Source organism: Aurantimonas coralicida DSM 14790 (genome assembly GCF_000421645.1).
GTDB lineage: Bacteria > Pseudomonadota > Alphaproteobacteria > Rhizobiales > Rhizobiaceae > Aurantimonas > Aurantimonas coralicida.
In genome coordinates this window covers 13,490-32,171 of sequence record NZ_ATXK01000001.1, presented here as the reverse complement: position 1 = coordinate 32,171, position 18,682 = coordinate 13,490, and the positions used below count along the sequence as shown (strand labels likewise).

Below are 18,682 nucleotides of genomic sequence, written 5' to 3'. Positions count from 1 at the left end.
TTTCATCGCAGCCAGAGCGGCCCCCGCGACGGGCGTCGGGCGCGCAGTATCACGAGTAGCCGGAGGTTGCTTCGATCGACGCGTGGCTCAGTCGCTTGCGCGATGGGCGAGGGCGTCGTCCAGCACGAAGAGACGGATGGCGGATGACAGATTGGTGGCCGGATCGCGGGCAGCATCGATCTCGGCGATCATCGCGGCGATCGGCAGGTCGCGGCGGCCGGCAATGCGCCGCAACTCGTCCCAGAAGCGGTCCTCGACGCTGATCGAGGTGGCGTGGCCGCTGATGGCGACCGAGCGTTTGACGATCATGCAGGATCGCCGGAGGGATCGTCCATGCCGGCGTCCGGGTCATCCCGGCGCTCGCGTTTCAGCCCATCCAGCTTGCGGGCCGCGTCGGTCCGTTCGGCCTCGGCCGCCTGCCGGACGGCCTTCGGCGTGCCGTGGCGCAGCCGATTGTCGTCGGCCACCCGCGCATCCGCTGCGCGCGCCTTGCGCTTGCGGGCGGTGCGGAGATTGACGATGTCGGCCATGGGCGGGTTCCGGCGGCGCCGGCAGATGTCAGGGTTTCTTGCGGAACGCGTCGAGGGACACGACTTCGGCGTCCTTCTTTTCCTCGGGCTCGGATGCGTCGTCCGAGGCCGGGGCGGCCGCGACCTTTTCCTTGGCCTGCAGCTTTGTCGGCGTCAGGATCTGTGCCGGCGGGGAGGCCGTCCCCATCTCGTCCGCGTCGCCGTCATCGGCGCCCTCGGACTGCTCGTTGGCCGCATCCATGCCGCGTACGTCGAATTCCAGCTCGAAATTCACCGCCGGATCGTAGAAGCCGCGGATCGCCGCGAAGGGGATCAGCAGGCGCTCGGGAATGTCGGAGAAGGACAGGCCGACCTCGAAGGAGGTGTCGGTGACCTGCAGGTCCCAGTACTGGTGCTGGATGACGATGGTCATCAGCTCGGGATATTTCTCGCGCAGCCGCGAGGAAATCCGCACGCCGGGGGCCGTCGTCAGGAATGTGATGAAGAAATGATGGTCGCCGGGAAGGCCGGTCTTCACGACCTCGCCTATCACCTTGCGAATGACGCCACGCAGGGCGTCCTGTGCGAGAACATCGTAACGGATATGATCCTGGCCCATTGCGGTGTCCCGATCCTGCATGCCTGATGATGGTGGCGGGCGCCGCCCGGACCATCTCGTAAAAGTGGAGGCTTCTGTTGCCAGGTGCCTCCGGACCCCGCCTAGAAGTGCGAACCTCCAGGGCTTGAATTGAAGCGATCGCGCAGCTTACGCTGCGAGACGTGCTTCCGCATAGTTGTCGTTTGCAACTACAAATAGGCCCGATAACGGCGGAACCATGCCGAGCAAAAGTCCGATCTTTACACCCTCGTCGATCCTATTTCGCCCCCGCCTGAACCCATCGCCGCGGGATCGCCGCGAGAGGATGGGTTCAGGTGGAGGCGCCGGGTACCGCCCCCGGGTCCGAAAGGTTTATTTCATCGGCCGTTTATCGCCATAGCCGGCACGAAGCCGGCACGCGCAATATAGGCAGGGGATTCCGCCATGAAAAGCCCATGACGCTTCCGAAACCGCAGGGAATCGGACAAAGTCTGCGGGCAGGCATTCCGCCATGCCATCGAGGAGCCCCGCATGGACTATCTCGCCAAGGTCAAGGAATATCAGCCGGACGCCGACGAGGAGCGCGTCAAGCGGCTCGAGCAGCGCCTTCGGCTCGTGCTCAGCAAGCGCGATACGGCGGCCGTATCAGCCGGCGACCCCAAGGAAGTTGAGCGCGCGGCGGCCTGGGTGCAGAAGGCCTGTTCGGTCTCGGCCGAAGCTGCGCGGGAGGCCATCGACGGCGTCCTCGAGCAGATGAAGGGCGACCGCATGAAGAGCCGCCTGGTGGTCTATTATCTCGCCGCGGACCGGCTCGGAAAGCTCGCCGACCTCTAGTCCAGCCGGCGCGGGCGCTCCGCGCGGCTCATCCAACAAGCGAACGACCGGCTGGCTGCGGCCCCGGAAGGGTATGTGACATGCGCCAGTATCTGGATCTTCTGACGAGAGTCATGGAGACCGGTTCCGATCGGCCCGACCGCACGGGGACCGGCACCCGCTCGGTCTTCGGCCACCAGATGCGGTTCGACCTCGCCGACGGCTTCCCGATGCTGACGACGAAGAAGCTGCACTGGAAGTCGGTCGTCCACGAATTGCTGTGGTTCCTGAAGGGCGACACCAACATCGCCTATCTGAAGACCAATGGCGTGCGGATCTGGGACGAATGGGCCGACGAGAACGGCGATCTCGGTCCGGTCTATGGCGCGCAGTGGCGCTCCTGGCCCGACTATGACGGCGGCCATATCGACCAGATCGCCAAGGTGGTGGAGGCGATCCGCCGCACGCCGCAATCGCGCCGGCTGGTGGTGTCGGCCTGGAACCCGGCGCTGGTCGACGAGATGGCGCTGCCGCCCTGCCATTGCCTGTTCCAGTTCTACGTCGCCGACGGACGCCTGTCGTGCCAGCTCTATCAACGCTCGGCCGACATCTTCCTGGGCGTGCCGTTCAACATCGCCTCCTATGCGCTCTTGACGGCGATGGTCGCGCAGGCGACCGGCCTGAAGCCGGGCGACTTCGTCCATACGCTCGGCGACGCGCATCTATACAGCAACCACGTTGAACAGGCGCAGCTGCAGCTCACCCGCACGCCGCTGCCGCTGCCGACGCTGACGCTGAATCCGGCGATCGACGATCTCTTCGCCTTCGGCTTCGACGACATCGCGCTGGAAGGCTACGAGGCGCACCCGCATATCAAGGCCAAGGTGGCAGTCTGATGCGCGGCGAGGGCGCGGCACGGCGCGAAGAGGCGAGGGCGACGGCATGGCGGTGAATAATCCGGCGCTCGTCGCGGTGGTGGCCATGGCCGAGAACGGCGTCATCGGCGATGCCGGCGCAATGCCATGGCGCATGCCGAGCGACCTCAAGCGCTACCGTCGCCTGACCATGGGCAAGCCGATGATCATGGGGCGCAAGACGCTCGATTCGATCGGCCGGGTGCTCGACGGGCGCGACAGCATCGTCCTCAGCCGGGCGGAGCAAGTGCCTTATGAGGGCGCAATTCTGGCCGGCACGCCGGCTGCGGCGCTGGACCGCGCCCGCGACGCGGCCGCCGCCCGCGGGGCGGACGAGATCGTCGTCGCCGGGGGCGCCGAGATCTACCGTCTGTTTCTCGACCGGCTCGACAGGCTGTACGTGACCCGGATCGCGGTGGATGTGAGCGGCGACACGGTGTTTCCGCCGATCGATCCGGCGATCTGGGCGGTCGAATCGGACGAGCCCTGCGAGCGGGGGCCGAAGGACAGCGCCGACAGCCGCTTCATCGTCTATGTCCGGCGCGACCGATAGCGGCCGGAGCCACCTTGGGCGGGACAGAACTGCCGCATTGTTCACCATTTGCGAACACCCCTGGGCAAATTGGTCACACTCGCGTTGAAAGCCGATTTGGCAGTTCTTATAAGGGTCGTACGGATCTGCGCGTGAAAAGCGGGAGGCTCGACGCCCGCAGAAATCCCTGAAATTTGGAAGGACAGCGATGCCCTGGAGCAATCAGACTGGCAATGGCGGCTGGAAAGGCGGCGGCAGCGGCGGCGGCAACGGCGGCCCCTGGGGCCAGCGTCCGCAGTCTCCGCGCCCCGGTGGGAACGGCGGTTCGCCGGATCTGGAAGACATCCTGCGGCGCGGCCAGGACCGGCTGCGGCGCGCCATCCCTGGTGGTGGTGGCGGTGGCAGCGGTCCGGGCTCTCCGGCCGGGATCGCCGGTTGGGGCATCCTGTTCGTCGCGGGTCTCGCGGTGCTGTGGCTGTTCAAGGCCGTCTATACCGTCCAGCCGGACGAGATCGGCGTCGAGCTCTTGTTCGGCAAGCCGCGCCAGGAACTGTCAGACCCGGGTCTGCACGTCGCCTTCTGGCCGTTCGAGACCGTCGAGACCGTGCCGGTCGTCGAGAACCAGATCACCCTCGGCAGCAGCCAGAGCGGTGACAATTCCGGCCTGATGCTGTCCGGCGACCAGAACATCGTCGATGTCCAGTTCGCCGTCCTCTACCAGGTCGACGATCCGCAGAACTATCTGTTCCAGGTCGACGATCCGATCGCGATGCTGCAGCAGGTGTCCGAAAGCGCCATGCGCGAAGTCGTCGGCCGCCGTCCGGTGCAGGACGTCTTCCGCGACGACCGCGCCGGCATCGCCGAGGAGGTCCGCCAGATCACCCAGGACACGATGAACGAGTATCAGGCCGGCCTGCGCGTCAACGGCATCTCGATCGAGGACGCGGCCCCGCCGAGCCAGGTCGCCGACGCCTTCGACGAGGTGCAGCGCGCCGAGCAGGACGAGGATCGCTTCATCGAGGAGGCGAACCGCTATCGCAACCAGCAGCTCGGCCAGGCCCGAGGCGAGGCGGCGCAGATCCGCGAGGATGCCGCCGGTTACAAGAACCGTGTCGTCCAGGAAGCCGAGGGTGAGGCACAGCGCTTCAGCTCGATCCTCGCCGAGTTCGAGAAGGCGCCGGAGATCACCCGCAAGCGTCTCTTCCTCGAGACCATGGAGGGCGTCCTGAAGGGATCGACCAAGATGATCATCGAGCCGGGTGCCGCAGGCGGGCAGGGGGTCGTTCCCTATCTGCCGCTCAACGAGCTGCAGCGTCCCGGAACGGCCGGCGCCCAGCCGCAGGCCCAGCGCAATACGACCACCGGTAACGCAACGGTCCAGCAGGGAGCGAACTGATGAGCAACCGCTTCTACGGGATCGCCATTGCGGTCGCCATCGTCGCCCTTGTGGTGTGGAACTCGATCTTCATCGTCAACGAGAAGGAGCAGGCGATCGTCCTGCGCTTCGGCGAGATCCAGCGCGTCGTCGACGAGCCGGGCCTCTACTTCAAGTGGCCGGCGTCCTTCGTCGGCGCCGATCAGGTCCGCAAGCTGCCGGACCGGCTGCTGCGCTTCGATCTGGACGACATCCGCGTCCAGGTCTCGGGCGGCAAGTTCTACGAGGTCGATGCCTTCCTCGTGTACAACATCTCGGACGCAGCCCGCTTCCTGCAGGCGGTCTCGGGTTCGATCCCGGCGGCCGAGCAGCGGCTGCGCACCCGTCTCGATGCTGCGCTGCGCCGGGTCTACGGTCTGCGCGGTTTCGAGGCGGCACTGTCGGCCGAGCGCGCCGACATGATGCGGCAGGTGCGTGACCAGTTGCGCCCGGATGCGGCCTCGCTCGGCATCGAGTTGACCGACGTGCGGATCCGGCGCACGGACCTGACGCAGGAGGTCTCGCAGCAGACCTACGAGCGCATGCAGGCCGAGCGCCTGGCCGAGGCCGAGCGCCTGCGGGCCCGCGGTCAGGTCGCTGCCCGCGAGATCCGCGCCGCCGCCGATCGCGGCGTGGTCGAGACGGTGGCCGAGGCGCGTCGCGAGTCGGAGATCCTGCGAGGCGAGGGCGAGGCCGCACGAAGCGGTATCTTCGCCGAGGCCTATGGCGGCAATCCGGAGTTCTTCGACTTCTACCGGTCGATGCAGGCCTACCGGGAGTCGCTGGAAAACTCGGGCACGACGATGGTGCTGTCGCCTGATACGGAATTCTTCCGTTATTTCAGTGGTGACGGCGGTGACGAGATCACCGCGCTGCCGCTGGACGGCATGACGCCGGGCACGCCGACGTCGCAGGCCACCCCGGCTCCGGAGGCAGAGGCCGCCAGTGCCGGGACCGCGTCGCCGGCTGAAGCGACCCCGGCCGCGGATGCTGGCGCCGATACCGCCACCAATCCGGCAGCGACAGCCGGCGATCTGTCCGGCAACGCCGAGCAGACCGGTTCCATCGCCCAGTGAGCGATTTCGTCGCCGCCCTCGGTCTCGTTCTGGTGATCGAGGGCGTCGTCTACTGCCTGTTTCCCGACGGGGTCCGGCGCATGGCCCGTACGGCGGCCATGCTGCCGGACCGCTCGCTGCGGATCGGCGGCCTGGCCGCCGCCATTGCCGGTGTCGGCATCGTCTGGCTGGTGCGCCACTAGGCCCGGCCCGCAGGACGGGTGTCCCGCCGCGCACACTAGAGTTGCCATCCCTCCGGCAGCGTCGCGATTGGCGGCCTCCTCCCGGCTCCCTCCTCATCACCATTGCGTCGGCGACAAGAAACCTTCTTGATTCGGACGCGGTTTTCCGGTCCCGTCTCGCTCACCCGAGTACGGGCGCCGCGTTTGATCAGCGGTGCGCCGTGCCGCACGGGACCATGCCGTCGCGCGGCAGCCGCGTCCCGCGCCGATGCGAGAGGATTTGACATGAGACTTCGGACGACCGGAACGATGCGCCGCTCCGCCGGCCAGGCGTCGGCGGCAATGGCCGTCGCCGCGATGGCACTCCTGCATCCGCTGGCCGCGCACGCGCAAACGGAGGCTCAGGCGCAGACAGAGGCGCCGGAGACCGGCGAGACCCAAGCCGATGCACCGGACACGGCCGTTCCGGCGCTGCCGGTCCCGCCGGTGGACAATGGCCCGACGCAGGAAGCCCGTCCGGCTCCCGCCACCACGGCGCCAGGCGCCGGCGCGGCGCGGGGGCCGGCCTCTGTCGCCGATCTCGCCGAGGGGCTGCTCGACGCCGTCGTCAACATCTCGACCTCCCAGTCGGTCGATGTTGCCGGCCGGGGCGTTCCCCCGCTCGAGGCGCCGGAAGGCTCGCCGCTGCAGGATTTCTTCGACGACCTCCTGCAGGACCGGGACGGTCTGGGCAACCGACGGGTGCAGTCGCTGGGCTCGGGCTTCGTCGTCGACCCCTCGGGCGTCGTCGTCACCAACAATCACGTCATCGCCGACGCCGACACGATCACCGTCAATTTCGCCGACGGCACCCAGCTCGACGCCGAACTGATCGGCACCGATCCGAAGACCGACCTGGCGGTGCTGAAGGTGGAGCCGGCAGAGCCGCTGGTGTCGGTGAAATTCGGCGATTCGGAAGCTTTGCGGATCGGCGACTGGGTGATGGCCATCGGCAACCCGTTCGGCCTGGGCGGCTCGGTGTCGATCGGCATCGTCTCGGCCCGCGGCCGCAACATCAATGCCGGCCCCTACGACAATTTCATCCAGACCGACGCAGCGATCAATCGCGGCAATTCCGGCGGCCCGCTGTTCGACCTGAATGGCGACGTCGTCGGCATCAACACGGCGATCATCTCGCCGACCGGCGGCTCGATCGGCATCGGCTTTTCGGTGCCGGCAAACCTGGCCGTCAACGTCATCGACCAGCTGCGCGAATTCGGCGAGACGCGGCGTGGCTGGCTGGGCATTCGCCTGCAGGCGGTGACCGACGACATCGCCGAAGGCCTCGGGATCGGCGAAGCGCGGGGCGCCGTGGTCATGGGCATCGTCGAGGGTGGCCCGTCCGACAACGGCCTCCTGAAGGTCGGCGACGTCATCGTCTCCTTCGACGGCACGGCGGTGGAGAGTTCGCGCGACCTGCCGCGCATCGTCGCGGAAACGCCGGTCGGCAAGGCCGTCGCGGTCGAGGTTCTGCGCAAGACCGCCACCGACAAGCCCGCCGAGCGGACCAGTGTCGAGGTGACACTGGGCCGGCTGGAGGATGGCGAGAAGCTGATGGCCGAATCCGAGGACGCAGCGCCGACGAGCGACCCGGACGCGGCCGAGACCGGCGATACGGATGCCGGACCGGTAGAAACGCTGGGCATGACGCTCACCGAGATCGATCCGACGCTGCGCGAGCAATATGCGTTGGGCGAGGACGCCAAGGGCGTGGTCGTCACCGCCGTCGCACCCAACTCGAATGCCGCCGAGAAGGGCATCGAGGCCGGAACGCTGATCCGCGAAGTGGCCCAGGAAGAGGTCGCGACCGCGCGCGAGGTGGCCGACAAGATCGCCAAGCTCAAGGACGAGGGCCGCCGCAACGCGCTGCTGCTGCTGGCCGCCAGCAATGGCGATCTGCGCTTCGTCGTCGTGCCGATCGAATAGTCCGAAGGGCGATCAGCCGGGCCGCACGATCTCGTCGGCCCGGTAGCCCTGGATGAACAGCAGCGCGGTCAGATCGCCATGGTCGACCCGGTGAGGCGCACGGGCGGCGACGGTCGGCTTGGCGTGCAACGCGACGCCGGTGCCGGCCCGCTCGATCATCGGCAAATCGTTGGCGCCGTCACCCACGGCAATCGCATCGGCGACGCCGACACCGAGCTGAGCTGCGAAATCCTCCAGCGCGGCGACCTTGGCGGCGGAGCCGAGGATCGGTTCCGCAACGCGCCCGGTGAAGGCGTCGCCCTCATGCAGCAGGGTGTTGGCGCGGTTCTCGTGGAAGCCCAGCTTCTCCGCGATCGGTCCGGTGAAGACGGTGAAGCCGCCCGAGACGAGGGCGGTGAAGGCGCCGTTGGCGCGCATGGTGGCGACGAGTTCAGCACCGCCGGAGGCCAGCGTGATGCGCTCGGCGATGACCTCGGCAACCGCGGCGGTCGGCAGCTTCTCCAGCAGCGCGACGCGTTCCTTCAGGGCCGGCTCAAAGGCGATCTCGCCATTCATCGCGCGGGCGGTGATGCCGGCGACTCGGTCCTTGATGCCGATGGCGTCGGCGAGTTCGTCGATGCACTCCTGATCGATCATGGTGGAATCCATGTCGGCGATCAAAATCCGCTTGCGCCGCTGGTCGTGCTGCTGCACCACGCAGTCGAACCCGCCATCGGCCGCGATCGCGGCGAGATCCTGCCGCCAGGTCGGGGCCACCGGCGTATCGAAGCGAAGATCGGCGGCATAACCGGGGGCCAGCCACGCGGCCCGGTCCGGCGTCGTGCCGATCGCTTCGGCGATCGCGGCGAGGCCGGAAGCGGGCAGACCGGCACCCTTCGGTGCGGCAATGAGCGTGGCGACGAGCATGAAGCGACAGTCCGAAATGGCGGGAAAACAGGCGATCCTGATAGCCGGGCCGACCGCCAGCGGCAAGTCGGGCCTCGCGGTGGAACTGGCCGAGCGCCACGACGGCGTCGTGGTCAACGCCGATTCCATGCAGGTCTATGATGGCCTCAGCATCCTGACCGCGCGCCCGGACGCCGATGCGCTCGCCCGCGTGCCGCACCGGCTCTACGGGCATGTCGCGCCCGACCGGATCTATTCCGTCGGCGCCTGGATTCGCGACGTCGCGCCGGTGCTGGAGGAGATCCGCGCGGCCGGCAGGCTGCCGATCCTGTGCGGCGGCACCGGCCTCTACTTCAAGGCGCTGCTCGGTCTTCTCGACGATCTGCCCGAAGTGCCGCCGGAGATCCGCGAACGCTGGCGCAACCGGCTGGCGGAGGAAGGCGCTCCGGCCCTTCACGGCCTGCTGACCCACTCCGATCCCATTGCCGCGCAACGGATCGACCCGGCCGACGGGCAGCGGATCGTGCGGGCGCTCGAGGTGGGCGAAGCGGCTGGGCAGCCGCTGTCGGCCCTCCAGACCGGCCGGCGGCCCGGCCTTCTGGACCCGTCCGCCTGCGTGAAGCTCGTGACGGCACCGGAGCGCAGCGTGCTGCGCCAGACCATCGCGGAGCGCTTCGCGCAGATGATGGCGGCAGGCGCGCTGGAGGAGGTCGCGGCGTTCCGTACCATCCCCGGCGCGATGGAGGGATCGGCGGCCAAGGCCATCGGCGTCGCCGAACTGTCGGCGGTGCTCGACGGAACGATGGCGCAAGATGCCGCGGTCGCCCGTGCCGCAACCCGCACCCGCCAATATGCCAAGCGCCAGGAGACCTGGTTCCGGAACCAGTTCGATGCGAGCTGGCAGCGGCTTGCGTCCCCCGACATCGCCGCGATCGAGACGATTTGAGCAATCGCATTAAGCGATCGGACAGCTTCTCGTCGTATCAGTTCCCATGGGGAAGAATCGGGAAGTCGGGCGGTCGATGAAGGTCACCAAGGCAGAGCTTTCGGTCGGGCTTTATCTGGCTGCGATCGTCGTTGCGGTCGCCTGTACCGTCAAAGCACATGCGGTCACCGTGGCAATCCTCGCCCGGGTCGGCGACAGCGAGCCGCCGATCATGAGCAGCCTGTTTGCGGCGACCATCGCCAGCCTCGTCGTGGCGCTGGGCACCGGCCTGTTCCTGATCCTGCCGACCATCCGCGCGCAGCTTCGCGAGCAGGGCAAGCTGCGCTCGCTTGCCGGCACGCTCGAGCAGCGCTCCCAGCATCTGGAGCAGGCGGCGCTAACCGATCCGCTCACCGGCCTGCGCAACCGGCGCTGTTTCGACCGGATGTTCGAGGAATATGTCGTCGCCTTCGACCGCGTCGGTCGCCCGGTTGGGCTGCTGCTGTTCGACCTCGACAAGTTCAAGGCGGTCAACGACACCTACGGCCACGATGTGGGGGACGAGGTGCTGAAGGCGGTCGCCGGCTGCCTGACGGATTTCGCGCGCCACCGCGACGTGGTCGCCCGCCTCGGCGGCGAGGAGTTCGCGATCATCGTGACGAACATGTCGGCGCCCGGCCTTGTCTCCTTCGCCGAGCGGATACGGCAGGCGATTTCGGGGCTCACCATCCGGGTCGGAGACGTCAGGCTGCGCACCACGGTATCGGTGGGACTGGCCTCTTCGGAGCCGGGCGACGGCTGCGCGGCGATCTTCAAGCGGGCCGACGTCAATCTCTACAAGGCCAAGCAGGCGGGACGGAACCGGGTCAGTGCCGGGTCGGCCGCCGGGGTGCTCCTCGGAACCAACGCCTGAGCCGCCGCGTATAGGCTCTTCACAAGGCGAGGAGCGACATTGACCACCCTGGATATTCCCCACCAGCATCACGACTGGCTCCGCAAGGCAGCGCGGGCCGGCTACGCCGCTCGCGGGCTGGTGTATCTCATCGTCGGCTACTTCGCGTTTCGCGCCGCCTACGCCACCGGCCGGGCCATGGGGACCAAGGACGCGGTCGACACGGTCGCCGGCTCCGCCTTCGGGACGGTCGCCCTCGTCGCGCTCATCGCGGCGCTGACCTGTTTCACCATCTGGCGGCTGATTCAGATGTTCTTTGACGTCGACGAGCACGGTCTCGACGCCAGGGGCGTGTTCGCGCGTTTCGGCCTGCTGATCAGCGCCTTCGCCTATGGCGGTACCGCGTTCTATGCGGCGACGGTCCTTGCCGGCATGCGGTCGGACGGAGGCGGTGGCGGTGTCGTCGCGGCGGCCTACGATGCCGGCTACGGCGTCTGGATCACCTATATCGTGTCGCTGGGCATGGCGGTCGCCGGTGCCGCTCACATCTACAAGGGCGTCGTCGCTGGCTTCGAGAAATACATGACCATTCCCGCCGGCAAGCGCGCCTGGCTGCGGCCGATCTGCCGCTTCGGCCTGATCGCCCGGGGCGTCACCTTCTTCGTTCTGGCCGGGCTGTTGTTTACCGGTGCCGTCTCCTATGGCGAGGGCGATACGCCGGGGCTGGAAGCGGCGCTGCAGGCGATGTCGGACTGGAGCTATGGCTGGGTGCTCTTGTCGCTGACCGGGCTCGGGCTGATCGCCTTCGGCGCCTATGCCTGCGTCGAGGCACTCTATCGCCGCATCCACATCGAGAAGGTCGGCTGACCTCGAGTGGCCCGGCGGCAGGACCGCCGCCGGGCACGGCCGCAAGATAAGTCGTTGACGGACGCGCTGGACGGGCTTAGCTTCCGCCCCATGACAAAGATCAACATTCTCGTAGTAGGACGGCGCACACGCGAGGCGGTCTAGGGACCGCCCGGCGAGAGCCACGTGTGCGCAACTCAAAGGGCCCCAGCGGCCCTTTTTTATTGCGCCGAGTTCCGACACAGCATCCGGACCGGGAGCGGCGCCAGACCAACCCGGCAGGCACGAGACGGAAGACGAGCCATGAACGCGACATCGGACACACGGGAAATGACAGGCGCGGCGATGGTCGTGCAGGCGCTGAAGGATCATGGCGTCGCCGACATCTTCGGCTATCCGGGCGGCGCGGTTCTCCCGATCTATGACGAGATCTTCCAGCAGGAAGCGGTCCGCCATGTCCTGGTGCGGCACGAGCAGGGGGCCGGCCACGCCGCGGAGGGCTATGCCCGCGCAACCGGCAAGCCGGGCGTCATGCTGGTGACCTCGGGCCCCGGCGCGACCAATGCGGTGACCGCGCTGCAGGACGCCCTGATGGATTCGATCCCGCTGGTCTGCATCACCGGCCAGGTGCCGACGACGCTGATCGGCTCCGACGCCTTCCAGGAATGCGATACGGTCGGCATCACGCGGCCCTGCACCAAGCACAACTGGCTGGTGAAGGACGTCAACGATCTGGCACGCGTCCTGCACGAGGCCTTCCACGTGGCGACCACCGGTCGCCCGGGGCCGGTCGTCGTCGACATTCCCAAGGACGTGCAGTTCGCCACCGGCCTCTACACGCCGCCGGCGCCGCAGACCCAGCACGAGAGCTACCGGCCGAAGCTGGTCGGCGACCGCGACCGCATCGAGGCGGCGGTGGCGATGCTGGCGGGCGCCAAACGGCCGATCATCTATTCGGGCGGCGGCGTCATCAATTCCGGCCCCGAGGCCGCGCAGCTCCTGCGCGAGCTGGTCGCGCTGACCGGTGCGCCGATCACCTCGACGCTGATGGGGCTTGGCGCCTATCCGGCCTCCGGCGAGAGCTGGCTGGGCATGCTGGGCATGCACGGCACCTACGAGGCCAATCTGGCCATGCATGGCTGCGACGTCATGCTGTGCGTCGGCGCGCGCTTCGACGACCGGATCACCGGTCGGCTCGACGCCTTCTCGCCGCACTCCAAGAAGATCCACATCGACATCGACCCCTCGTCGATCAACAAGAACGTGCGCGTCGACCTGCCGATCATCGGCGATGTCACCCATGTCCTGCGCGACATGGTCGGCATCTGGAAGGAGCGCGGCACGGCGATCGACCCGGCCTCGCTCGCCGGTTGGTGGGACGAGATCGGCACGTGGCGGGCCCGCGACAGCCTGGCGTACCGGCCGAATGACGACGTCATCATGCCGCAATACGCCATCCAGCGGCTCTATGCGCACACCAAGGATCGCGAGACCTACGTCTCCACCGAGGTCGGCCAGCACCAGATGTGGGCGGCGCAGTTCTACGGCTTCGAGGCGCCGAACCGGTGGCTGACCTCGGGCGGTCTCGGCACGATGGGCTATGGCCTGCCGGCGGCGATCGGCGCGCAGATCGCCCATCCGGACGCGCTGTCGGTCTGCATCGCCGGCGATGCGTCGGTGCTGATGAACATGCAGGAGATGTCGACGGCGGTGCAGCACGGCGCCAACGTCAAGATCTTCATCCTGAACAACCAGTATATGGGCATGGTCCGGCAGTGGCAGCAGCTCCTGCACGGCAACCGGCTGTCGAACTCCTACACCGAGGCGCTGCCGGACTTCGTCAAGCTGGCCGAAGCCTATGGCGGCCATGGCATCCGCTGCCAGAAGCCGGGCGATCTCGACGCCGCCATCGAGGAGATGCTCGCCGTCGACAAGCCGGTCCTGTTCGACTGCCGGGTGGCGAACCTCGCCAATTGCTTCCCGATGATCCCGTCGGGCAAGGCCCATAACGAGATCCTGCTGCCGGACGAGGCGAGCGACGAGGCGGTCGGCAGCGCCATCGACGCCAAGGGCCGTGCCCTGGTCTGACCGGGCTGGCAGTCTCAGTGCAGATTGGCGAAGGGCGGCGGCAACGCCGCCCTTCGTCGTTTCAGGCTTATGACGGGCGGTCGAAGGCGACGCTGCGGCCGTCCGAGCGGATTTCCAGCTCGAAGCCGTCGCCGCGCGCGTCGAGCCCGCTGAAGACAAAGAAGCTCTTGTAGTTGTCGCGGTTCGACAGGGTCACGCGCAGGATCTCTGCGTCCGGCATCAGCGCCTCGGCGATCCGCAGGATCCGCTCCGGCACGTCCTCCTGCAGGATTTCGCGGTCGATCTTCACGACGGCGCCGTCCTCGGCGACGGTCACCGCCACGTCGCGGCCGCTGCGCATCTCGCCCCGCAGGGCGTAGACCTGCTGGTCGCCGTCGTCGCGGATCGCCACGGAGCGGAACTGCGCGCCGGGCAGGGCCAGTTCGGCGCTGCCGATGACCGCCAGCGGCACCGCGATCATGTCGGGTTCGGATGTCTGCGGCGCCGCAGCATCGTCCGCCTCGTCCATTGCCGGGTCTTCGGTGGCGGCGAGCCGATCGGCCTGCTTCGCCTCGCCGGGGCTCGCGACCTCGCCGTCAGGTGCCGCGTCCTCGGGCGCGACCGCCGGCTTGTCCATCTCCGCCATGCCGTCCTCCGCGGCCATGGTGGCCGGTCCGGTCGGTTCGGCATCCTGCGGCGCCTCGGTGACCGAGGATTGCGGCATCGTGCCCGCCACGCCGGCGGCGTTGCGGGCGGTGTCGGTCAGCTCTTCCGGCGGCGAGTCGAGGGCGTCGATGTCCAGTTCGCTCGCGGCGTCGTCGGCGCTGTCGGCAATGATGTCGACCGCATCCTCTTCCTCGGCGTCATCCGCGAGGCTGTCGGCCGCCATGTCGCCGGACATCGCCGCGTCGCCTGCCTCGGCCTCCGAATCGTCTTGGGACATGGCGTCGGCCATCGCATCATCCTGCGGGTCCGCATCGACTGTGTCAGCGACGCTGTCCTGCGAATCCATCTCTTCGGCCGACTCGGCCTCCGAGAGATCGGCGGCATCCGCCTCCAGTTCGGCCGCGGCACCGTCGGCACTGTCGGCGATGATGTCGGCCACATCCTCAGCATCATACTCGGCGCTGTCTGAAGCCATGTCGCTGGACATCGCCGCGTCGTCGGCGTCGACCTCTGCCGCGTCTTCGACATCGTCATCGATCCCATCCAACGCGGTGTCGGCCATATCGCCATCGTCGCCGATTTCGGCCTCCGCCTCGTCCTCGGACATGGCATCAACGGTATCGGCCTTGGCGTCGGCCGTGCTGTCCTCTTCGAGGACGTCGGCCATCGCATCATCCTGCGGGTCCGCATCGGCGCTGTCGTGCGAATCCGTCTGTTCGGCCGCATCCGCCTCCGGAGCATCGGCGCTGTCGGCCTGGTCGTCCGGCTGCGCCGGATCGGCCGAGGTTTCACCCAGGGCACCGGCGTTGCCGGTGTCGCCGATCAGCTCGTTGATCGCAGCCGATGCGGTGCCGGGAGCGCGGGTATCCTCATCGTCGGCTTCCGTCCCGGACGCCTGGCTGTCCGCCTCCGGGGCGGCCGGCGTTTCGCCGGACGAACCTTGCGCGGCCGCAACGCTGTCCTCGATGATTGTCCCTGCGTCCTTCGTGGCCGTCTCCACGTCGGGAGCTTTCGGCACCGCCGTTCCGTCGCTCGCCATCTTGTCGCCCACGTCGCCATCGGGCGCTGCGGACAGTTCGGTGGGCGGTTCGGCCAGTTCCTCGCTTGCGCCGAGTTCGGATTGCGCCGCTTCGCCGCTGGCGTCGATCTCCCTGGCCGCTGTCTCGGATGCCGCGTCCGCTGTCGGCGCAAGGGCCTGTCCGACCATCGCATCGGCGGGAACGGCGACGAGCGAACCGTCGCGGCAGGTCAGGCGGAAGAGGCCGTCCTCGCCCTCGACCCGAATTGTCAGGGCGAAGCCGCCATCGGTGAGCGCAGGCACGCACTGGGCCCGGTCCGGCTCCTGCGCGGTCGCCGCACCGAATGCCGGCAGCGCCAGCGCAGCCGTGGTGCCCAGAAGCATGATCGTCTTCATGTCCGTCTCTCCCTCTTGGTTGCCACCGCGTCCGGCGCCTTCATGGCAGGTGAAGATGCGCTTCCGATGACGCACGTCCATCCTGCGTCGCACAAGCGGACCGTCCGCGCGCTGCCGCGAAAGCCGCCTTGGCCTTTCGGCGTCGCGGCTCTATGGTGCCGCAACGCCAAGAACCTGCTGAGTTTCCGACATGAACCAACCCGTCCAGCCGCCCGCATCGGCCTATTTCATCACGCCGGAGAAGGAGGCGAACGAGACCCGCACGCTCGCCGTCCTGGTGGACAACGAGCCGGGCGTTCTGGCCCGGGTCATCGGCCTGTTCTCGGGGCGCGGCTACAATATCGAGAGCCTGACCGTTTCGGAAACCGAGCACGAGAAGCACCTGTCGCGGATCACGGTGGTCACCCGCGGCGCGCCCCATGTGATCGAGCAGCTGAAGAGCCAGCTCGACCGCATCGTGCCGGTGCACCGGGTCGTCGACCTGACCCGCATCGGCGGCGCCAATGGCGACAACGATCCGATCGAGCGCGAGCTGGCGATCCTGAAGGTGGCGGGGCAGGGCGACAAGCGCGTCGAGGCCCTGCGCCTTGCCGACGTCTTCCGCGCCAAGGTGATCGATTCCTCGATCGAGCATTTCGTCTTCGAACTGACTGGCCGGCCGTCGAAGCTCGACAAGTTCGTGGCCATCATGCAGCCGCTGGGCCTTGTCGAGGTCTGCCGCACGGGCGTCGCCGCCCTGTCGCGCGGCAAGGACGGCATGTAGGTTCTTCGCGCAGGTTCCGCGGGCTCCCTGCGCCATCTTGGCGCGGGGCGTTCCGCTGCTATGTCTGTGATGGACAGATGCGTGAGGGATACGGGGATGGAGCGAACGGAGCGGGCGACCGCGTCGGCCAGTGACGAAGGCCGCTACCGGCTGCTCGTCGACGCGATCACCGACTATGCCATCTACATGCTCGATCCGGACGGCATCATCACCAGCTGGAACGCGGGCGCGCAGCGCTTCAAGGGCTATACGGCGGACGAGATTCTCGGCTCGCATTTCTCTCGCTTCTTCGTGCCGGCGGATCGCGATGCCGGGCTGCCGCAGCGGGCCCTGCGCATCGCCGCCGTGGAAGGGCGCTTCGAGACCGAAGGCTGGCGCGTGCGCAAGGACGGCGGCCAGTTCTGGGCGCATGTGGTGCTCGACCCGATCCGGCACGCCGACGGCACCCTCATCGGCTACGCCAAGATCACCCGCGACCTGACCGAGCGCAAGCAGGCGCAGGAGGATCTGCAGCGCAGCGAAAAGCAGTTCCGGCTCCTGGTCAACGGGGTCAGCGACTACGCCATCTACATGCTCGATCCCGAGGGCCGGGTGACCAACTGGAATTTCGGCGCCGAGCGGATCAAGGGCTACAGCCGCGACGAGATCGTCGGCCAGCATTTCTCCCGCTTCTTCTCGCCCGAAGACCGCGAGCGGGGCGAGCCGCAGCGCGGTCTGGCCACTGCGCTCAGGGATGGCCGCTTCGAGACCGAGGGCTGGCGCATCCGCAAGGATGGCAGTCGGTTCTGGGCCAGCGTGGTGGTCGACCGGGTCGACGACGAGGCGGGCAGGGTGATCGGCTTTGCCAAGATCACCCGCGACGTCACCGAGCGCAAGGAAGCGCAGGAGGCACTGGCCAAGGCCAATGAGGCGCTGGCCCAGTCGCAGAAGATGGAGGCGATCGGCCAGCTCACCGGCGGCATCGCCCATGACTTCAACAATCTGCTGACCGCGGTGATCGGCAGCCTGGAAATGGCCCGCAAGCGGGTCGGCATCGACCCGCCGGCCGTCCAGTCGCTGATCGACAATGCGCTGGAAGGGGCCCGCCGCGGCGCGTCGCTGACCCAGCGCATGCTGGCCTTCGCGCGTCGGCAGGATCTGGCGCCGCGCACCGTCGATCTCGCCGAACTCGTCGCCGGCATCACGGCTTTCCTGGAGCGCTCGATCGGTCCCGAAGTCCGCATCGAGACGCGCTTTCCCGCCGGGCTCGCACCCGCCCATATCGATCCCAACCAGCTCGAGACGGCGCTTCTCAATCTGATGGTCAATGCCCGCGACGCGATGGACGGCAGCGGCGTCGTCGTCATCGAGGCCGACGAGGCGGCTATCGACACGGCAAGGCCGGGCGGGCTCGCGGCCGGACGCTATGTCCGGCTTGCGGTGATCGATACGGGCGAAGGCATGGATCCCGAGACGGCGAAGCGCGCCGCCGAGCCGTTCTTCACCACCAAGGGCGTCGGCAAGGGCACCGGCCTCGGCCTGTCCATGGTGCACGGGCTGGTCAGCCAGTCGGGGGGCGGCCTGCAGATCCACAGCCGCAAGGGCGAGGGGACCCGCGTCGAACTGTGGCTGCCGGTCGCCACGGCCGCGCTCGCGCCGGCGCCGGCGCCGGCACGTGCGCCCGAAGCGCCGGCTGCACCGGCCGAGGACCGGCCGCTCGCCATCCTCGCCGTGGACGATGACGGGCTGGTGCTGATGAACACCGTCGCGATGCTGGAGGACATGGGCCACCGCGTCTTCGAGGCGACGTCGGGCATGGAGGCGCTCGACATCCTGCGGAGCGAGGCGGATATCGAGCTGGTGATCACCGATCACGCCATGCCGCGGATGACAGGCAGCCAGCTTGCCGAGGCGATCCGGGGCGAATGGCCCGGGTTGCCGATCATCCTGGCGACCGGCTATGCGGAGCTGCCGCCCGGCGGCGACAACAGCCTGCCCAAGCTGTCCAAGCCCTTCGGCGAATACGAACTGGCCAAGGCGATCACCGCGATCCTCGGCGCCGGCAAGGCGGCGTCGCCGGGTGCGGCCATCGCCGGCTCCTGAACCGAGGACCCGCGCCGCGCCGCCCTGCAGCGGCGTTCGTGGTGCGTTTGCCACCGACGGTGGGCAAGCGCACGGCGCATCGGCGACGAGGGTGAAAAACCGCGCCGGGACCTATAAGGCTGTCCGCAATGGGAATCGGGCCGCGTGCCCGGCTGGCAAC

18 protein-coding genes and 1 other RNA gene are annotated in these 18,682 nt (G+C 68.0%); 13 read left to right on the top strand and 6 right to left on the bottom strand.

Annotated elements, in window-relative coordinates:
- Nucleotides 1-87: 87 nt before the first annotated feature.
- The 4 genes from H536_RS0100180 to ssrA all read right to left on the bottom strand — a co-directional run bounded on the left by H536_RS0100180 (nt 88) and on the right by ssrA (nt 1,562).
- Nucleotides 88-309, bottom strand: a complete 222-nt coding sequence (locus H536_RS0100180; protein WP_024348539.1) for a ribbon-helix-helix domain-containing protein — start codon at nt 307-309, stop codon at nt 88-90.
- The gene (locus H536_RS0100175; RefSeq protein WP_024348538.1) at nt 306-530 is read right to left on the bottom strand and encodes a DUF4169 family protein; all 225 of its coding nucleotides are present in this window, start codon (nt 528-530) and stop codon (nt 306-308) included. The genes H536_RS0100180 and H536_RS0100175 overlap by 4 nt, the downstream gene beginning before the upstream one ends.
- Before the next feature lie 28 nt (nt 531-558).
- On the bottom strand, nt 559-1,128 hold the full coding sequence (locus H536_RS0100170; RefSeq protein WP_024348537.1) for an SspB family protein: 570 nt from the start codon (nt 1,126-1,128) through the stop codon (nt 559-561).
- Nucleotides 1,129-1,191: 63 nt separating this feature from the next.
- Nucleotides 1,192-1,562: a transfer-messenger RNA gene (gene ssrA, locus H536_RS23520) on the bottom strand.
- 76 nt (nt 1,563-1,638) lie between these two features.
- Between ssrA and H536_RS0100165 the strand changes: the two genes are divergently transcribed.
- The 7 genes from H536_RS0100165 (at nt 1,639) to H536_RS0100135 (ending at nt 7,982) form a co-directional block, all read left to right on the top strand.
- Nucleotides 1,639-1,941 (top strand): DUF2853 family protein, encoded by a 303-nt coding sequence (locus H536_RS0100165; protein ID WP_024348536.1) that lies wholly within the window; start codon nt 1,639-1,641, stop codon nt 1,939-1,941.
- A gap of 80 nt (nt 1,942-2,021) precedes the next feature.
- Nucleotides 2,022-2,816 (top strand): thymidylate synthase, encoded by a 795-nt coding sequence (locus tag H536_RS0100160; protein ID WP_024348535.1) that lies wholly within the window; start codon nt 2,022-2,024, stop codon nt 2,814-2,816.
- A 46-nt stretch (nt 2,817-2,862) separates the two neighbouring features.
- On the top strand, nt 2,863-3,387 hold the full coding sequence (locus H536_RS0100155) for a dihydrofolate reductase (protein ID WP_029702455.1): 525 nt from the start codon (nt 2,863-2,865) through the stop codon (nt 3,385-3,387).
- 187 nt (nt 3,388-3,574) lie between these two features.
- On the top strand, nt 3,575-4,762 hold the full coding sequence (gene hflK / locus H536_RS0100150; RefSeq protein ID WP_024348533.1) for an FtsH protease activity modulator HflK: 1,188 nt from the start codon (nt 3,575-3,577) through the stop codon (nt 4,760-4,762).
- Nucleotides 4,762-5,856, top strand: a complete 1,095-nt coding sequence (gene hflC, locus H536_RS0100145; protein ID WP_024348532.1) for a protease modulator HflC — start codon at nt 4,762-4,764, stop codon at nt 5,854-5,856. Before hflK ends, hflC begins: the two co-directional genes overlap by 1 nt.
- Nucleotides 5,853-6,038, top strand: coding sequence for a DUF2065 domain-containing protein (locus H536_RS0100140; protein WP_024348531.1), 186 nt, complete (start codon nt 5,853-5,855; stop codon nt 6,036-6,038). Before hflC ends, H536_RS0100140 begins: the two co-directional genes overlap by 4 nt.
- A gap of 264 nt (nt 6,039-6,302) precedes the next feature.
- Nucleotides 6,303-7,982: a Do family serine endopeptidase gene (locus tag H536_RS0100135; RefSeq protein WP_244495456.1), complete on the top strand. Its 1,680-nt coding sequence runs from the start codon at nt 6,303-6,305 to the stop codon at nt 7,980-7,982.
- Nucleotides 7,983-7,994: 12 nt separating this feature from the next.
- Here the strand turns inward: H536_RS0100135 and serB are convergent, their stop codons facing one another.
- Complete coding sequence (gene serB / locus H536_RS0100130; protein WP_024348529.1) at nt 7,995-8,888, bottom strand: phosphoserine phosphatase SerB; 894 nt, start codon at nt 8,886-8,888, stop codon at nt 7,995-7,997.
- On the opposite strand from serB, the gene miaA reads away from it, so the two are divergent.
- From miaA to H536_RS0100110, 4 genes are all read left to right on the top strand, one after another.
- Entirely contained in the window at nt 8,887-9,813 is a 927-nt protein-coding gene (gene miaA / locus H536_RS0100125; RefSeq protein WP_024348528.1) for a tRNA (adenosine(37)-N6)-dimethylallyltransferase MiaA, read from the top strand. The two genes, serB and miaA, sit on opposite strands and share 2 nt — an antisense overlap.
- Before the next feature lie 76 nt (nt 9,814-9,889).
- Nucleotides 9,890-10,705 (top strand): GGDEF domain-containing protein, encoded by an 816-nt coding sequence (locus H536_RS0100120; RefSeq protein WP_024348527.1) that lies wholly within the window; start codon nt 9,890-9,892, stop codon nt 10,703-10,705.
- 39 nt (nt 10,706-10,744) lie between these two features.
- Complete coding sequence (locus H536_RS0100115; protein WP_024348526.1) at nt 10,745-11,551, top strand: DUF1206 domain-containing protein; 807 nt, start codon at nt 10,745-10,747, stop codon at nt 11,549-11,551.
- Between the two features lie 282 nt (nt 11,552-11,833).
- On the top strand, nt 11,834-13,618 hold the full coding sequence (locus H536_RS0100110; RefSeq protein WP_081651759.1) for an acetolactate synthase 3 large subunit: 1,785 nt from the start codon (nt 11,834-11,836) through the stop codon (nt 13,616-13,618).
- A 67-nt stretch (nt 13,619-13,685) separates the two neighbouring features.
- Here H536_RS0100110 and H536_RS0100105 read toward each other — a convergent pair whose 3' ends face one another.
- On the bottom strand, nt 13,686-15,677 hold the full coding sequence (locus tag H536_RS0100105) for a midas domain-containing protein (RefSeq protein WP_035694385.1): 1,992 nt from the start codon (nt 15,675-15,677) through the stop codon (nt 13,686-13,688).
- A gap of 190 nt (nt 15,678-15,867) precedes the next feature.
- Here H536_RS0100105 and ilvN point away from each other — a divergent pair, with 190 nt between their 5' ends.
- Both ilvN and H536_RS0100095 read left to right on the top strand, forming a co-directional pair.
- Nucleotides 15,868-16,440: an acetolactate synthase small subunit gene (ilvN, locus tag H536_RS0100100; RefSeq protein ID WP_009209104.1), complete on the top strand. Its 573-nt coding sequence runs from the start codon at nt 15,868-15,870 to the stop codon at nt 16,438-16,440.
- Between the two features lie 96 nt (nt 16,441-16,536).
- Nucleotides 16,537-18,522, top strand: a complete 1,986-nt coding sequence (locus H536_RS0100095) for a hybrid sensor histidine kinase/response regulator (protein WP_024348523.1) — start codon at nt 16,537-16,539, stop codon at nt 18,520-18,522.
- The last annotated feature ends 160 nt before the right edge of the window (nt 18,523-18,682 follow it).

What these genes read in the sequence shown, in the direction of transcription:
- H536_RS0100180 (WP_024348539.1), bottom strand. Translation starts at nt 309, where the DNA reads ATGATCGTCAAACGCTCGGTCGCCATCAGCGGCCACGCCACCTCGATC.
- H536_RS0100175 (WP_024348538.1), bottom strand. Translation starts at nt 530, where the DNA reads ATGGCCGACATCGTCAATCTCCGCACCGCCCGCAAGCGCAAGGCGCGC.
- H536_RS0100170 (WP_024348537.1), bottom strand. Translation starts at nt 1,128, where the DNA reads ATGGGCCAGGATCATATCCGTTACGATGTTCTCGCACAGGACGCCCTG.
- H536_RS0100165 (WP_024348536.1), top strand. Translation starts at nt 1,639, where the DNA reads ATGGACTATCTCGCCAAGGTCAAGGAATATCAGCCGGACGCCGACGAG.
- H536_RS0100160 (WP_024348535.1), top strand. Translation starts at nt 2,022, where the DNA reads ATGCGCCAGTATCTGGATCTTCTGACGAGAGTCATGGAGACCGGTTCC.
- H536_RS0100155 (WP_029702455.1), top strand. Translation starts at nt 2,863, where the DNA reads ATGGCGGTGAATAATCCGGCGCTCGTCGCGGTGGTGGCCATGGCCGAG.
- hflK (WP_024348533.1), top strand. Translation starts at nt 3,575, where the DNA reads ATGCCCTGGAGCAATCAGACTGGCAATGGCGGCTGGAAAGGCGGCGGC.
- hflC (WP_024348532.1), top strand. Translation starts at nt 4,762, where the DNA reads ATGAGCAACCGCTTCTACGGGATCGCCATTGCGGTCGCCATCGTCGCC.
- H536_RS0100135 (WP_244495456.1), top strand. Translation starts at nt 6,303, where the DNA reads ATGAGACTTCGGACGACCGGAACGATGCGCCGCTCCGCCGGCCAGGCG.
- miaA (WP_024348528.1), top strand. Translation starts at nt 8,887, where the DNA reads ATGAAGCGACAGTCCGAAATGGCGGGAAAACAGGCGATCCTGATAGCC.
- serB (WP_024348529.1), bottom strand. Translation starts at nt 8,888, where the DNA reads ATGCTCGTCGCCACGCTCATTGCCGCACCGAAGGGTGCCGGTCTGCCC.
- H536_RS0100120 (WP_024348527.1), top strand. Translation starts at nt 9,890, where the DNA reads ATGAAGGTCACCAAGGCAGAGCTTTCGGTCGGGCTTTATCTGGCTGCG.
- H536_RS0100110 (WP_081651759.1), top strand. Translation starts at nt 11,834, where the DNA reads ATGAACGCGACATCGGACACACGGGAAATGACAGGCGCGGCGATGGTC.
- H536_RS0100105 (WP_035694385.1), bottom strand. Translation starts at nt 15,677, where the DNA reads ATGAAGACGATCATGCTTCTGGGCACCACGGCTGCGCTGGCGCTGCCG.
- ilvN (WP_009209104.1), top strand. Translation starts at nt 15,868, where the DNA reads ATGAACCAACCCGTCCAGCCGCCCGCATCGGCCTATTTCATCACGCCG.
- H536_RS0100095 (WP_024348523.1), top strand. Translation starts at nt 16,537, where the DNA reads ATGGAGCGAACGGAGCGGGCGACCGCGTCGGCCAGTGACGAAGGCCGC.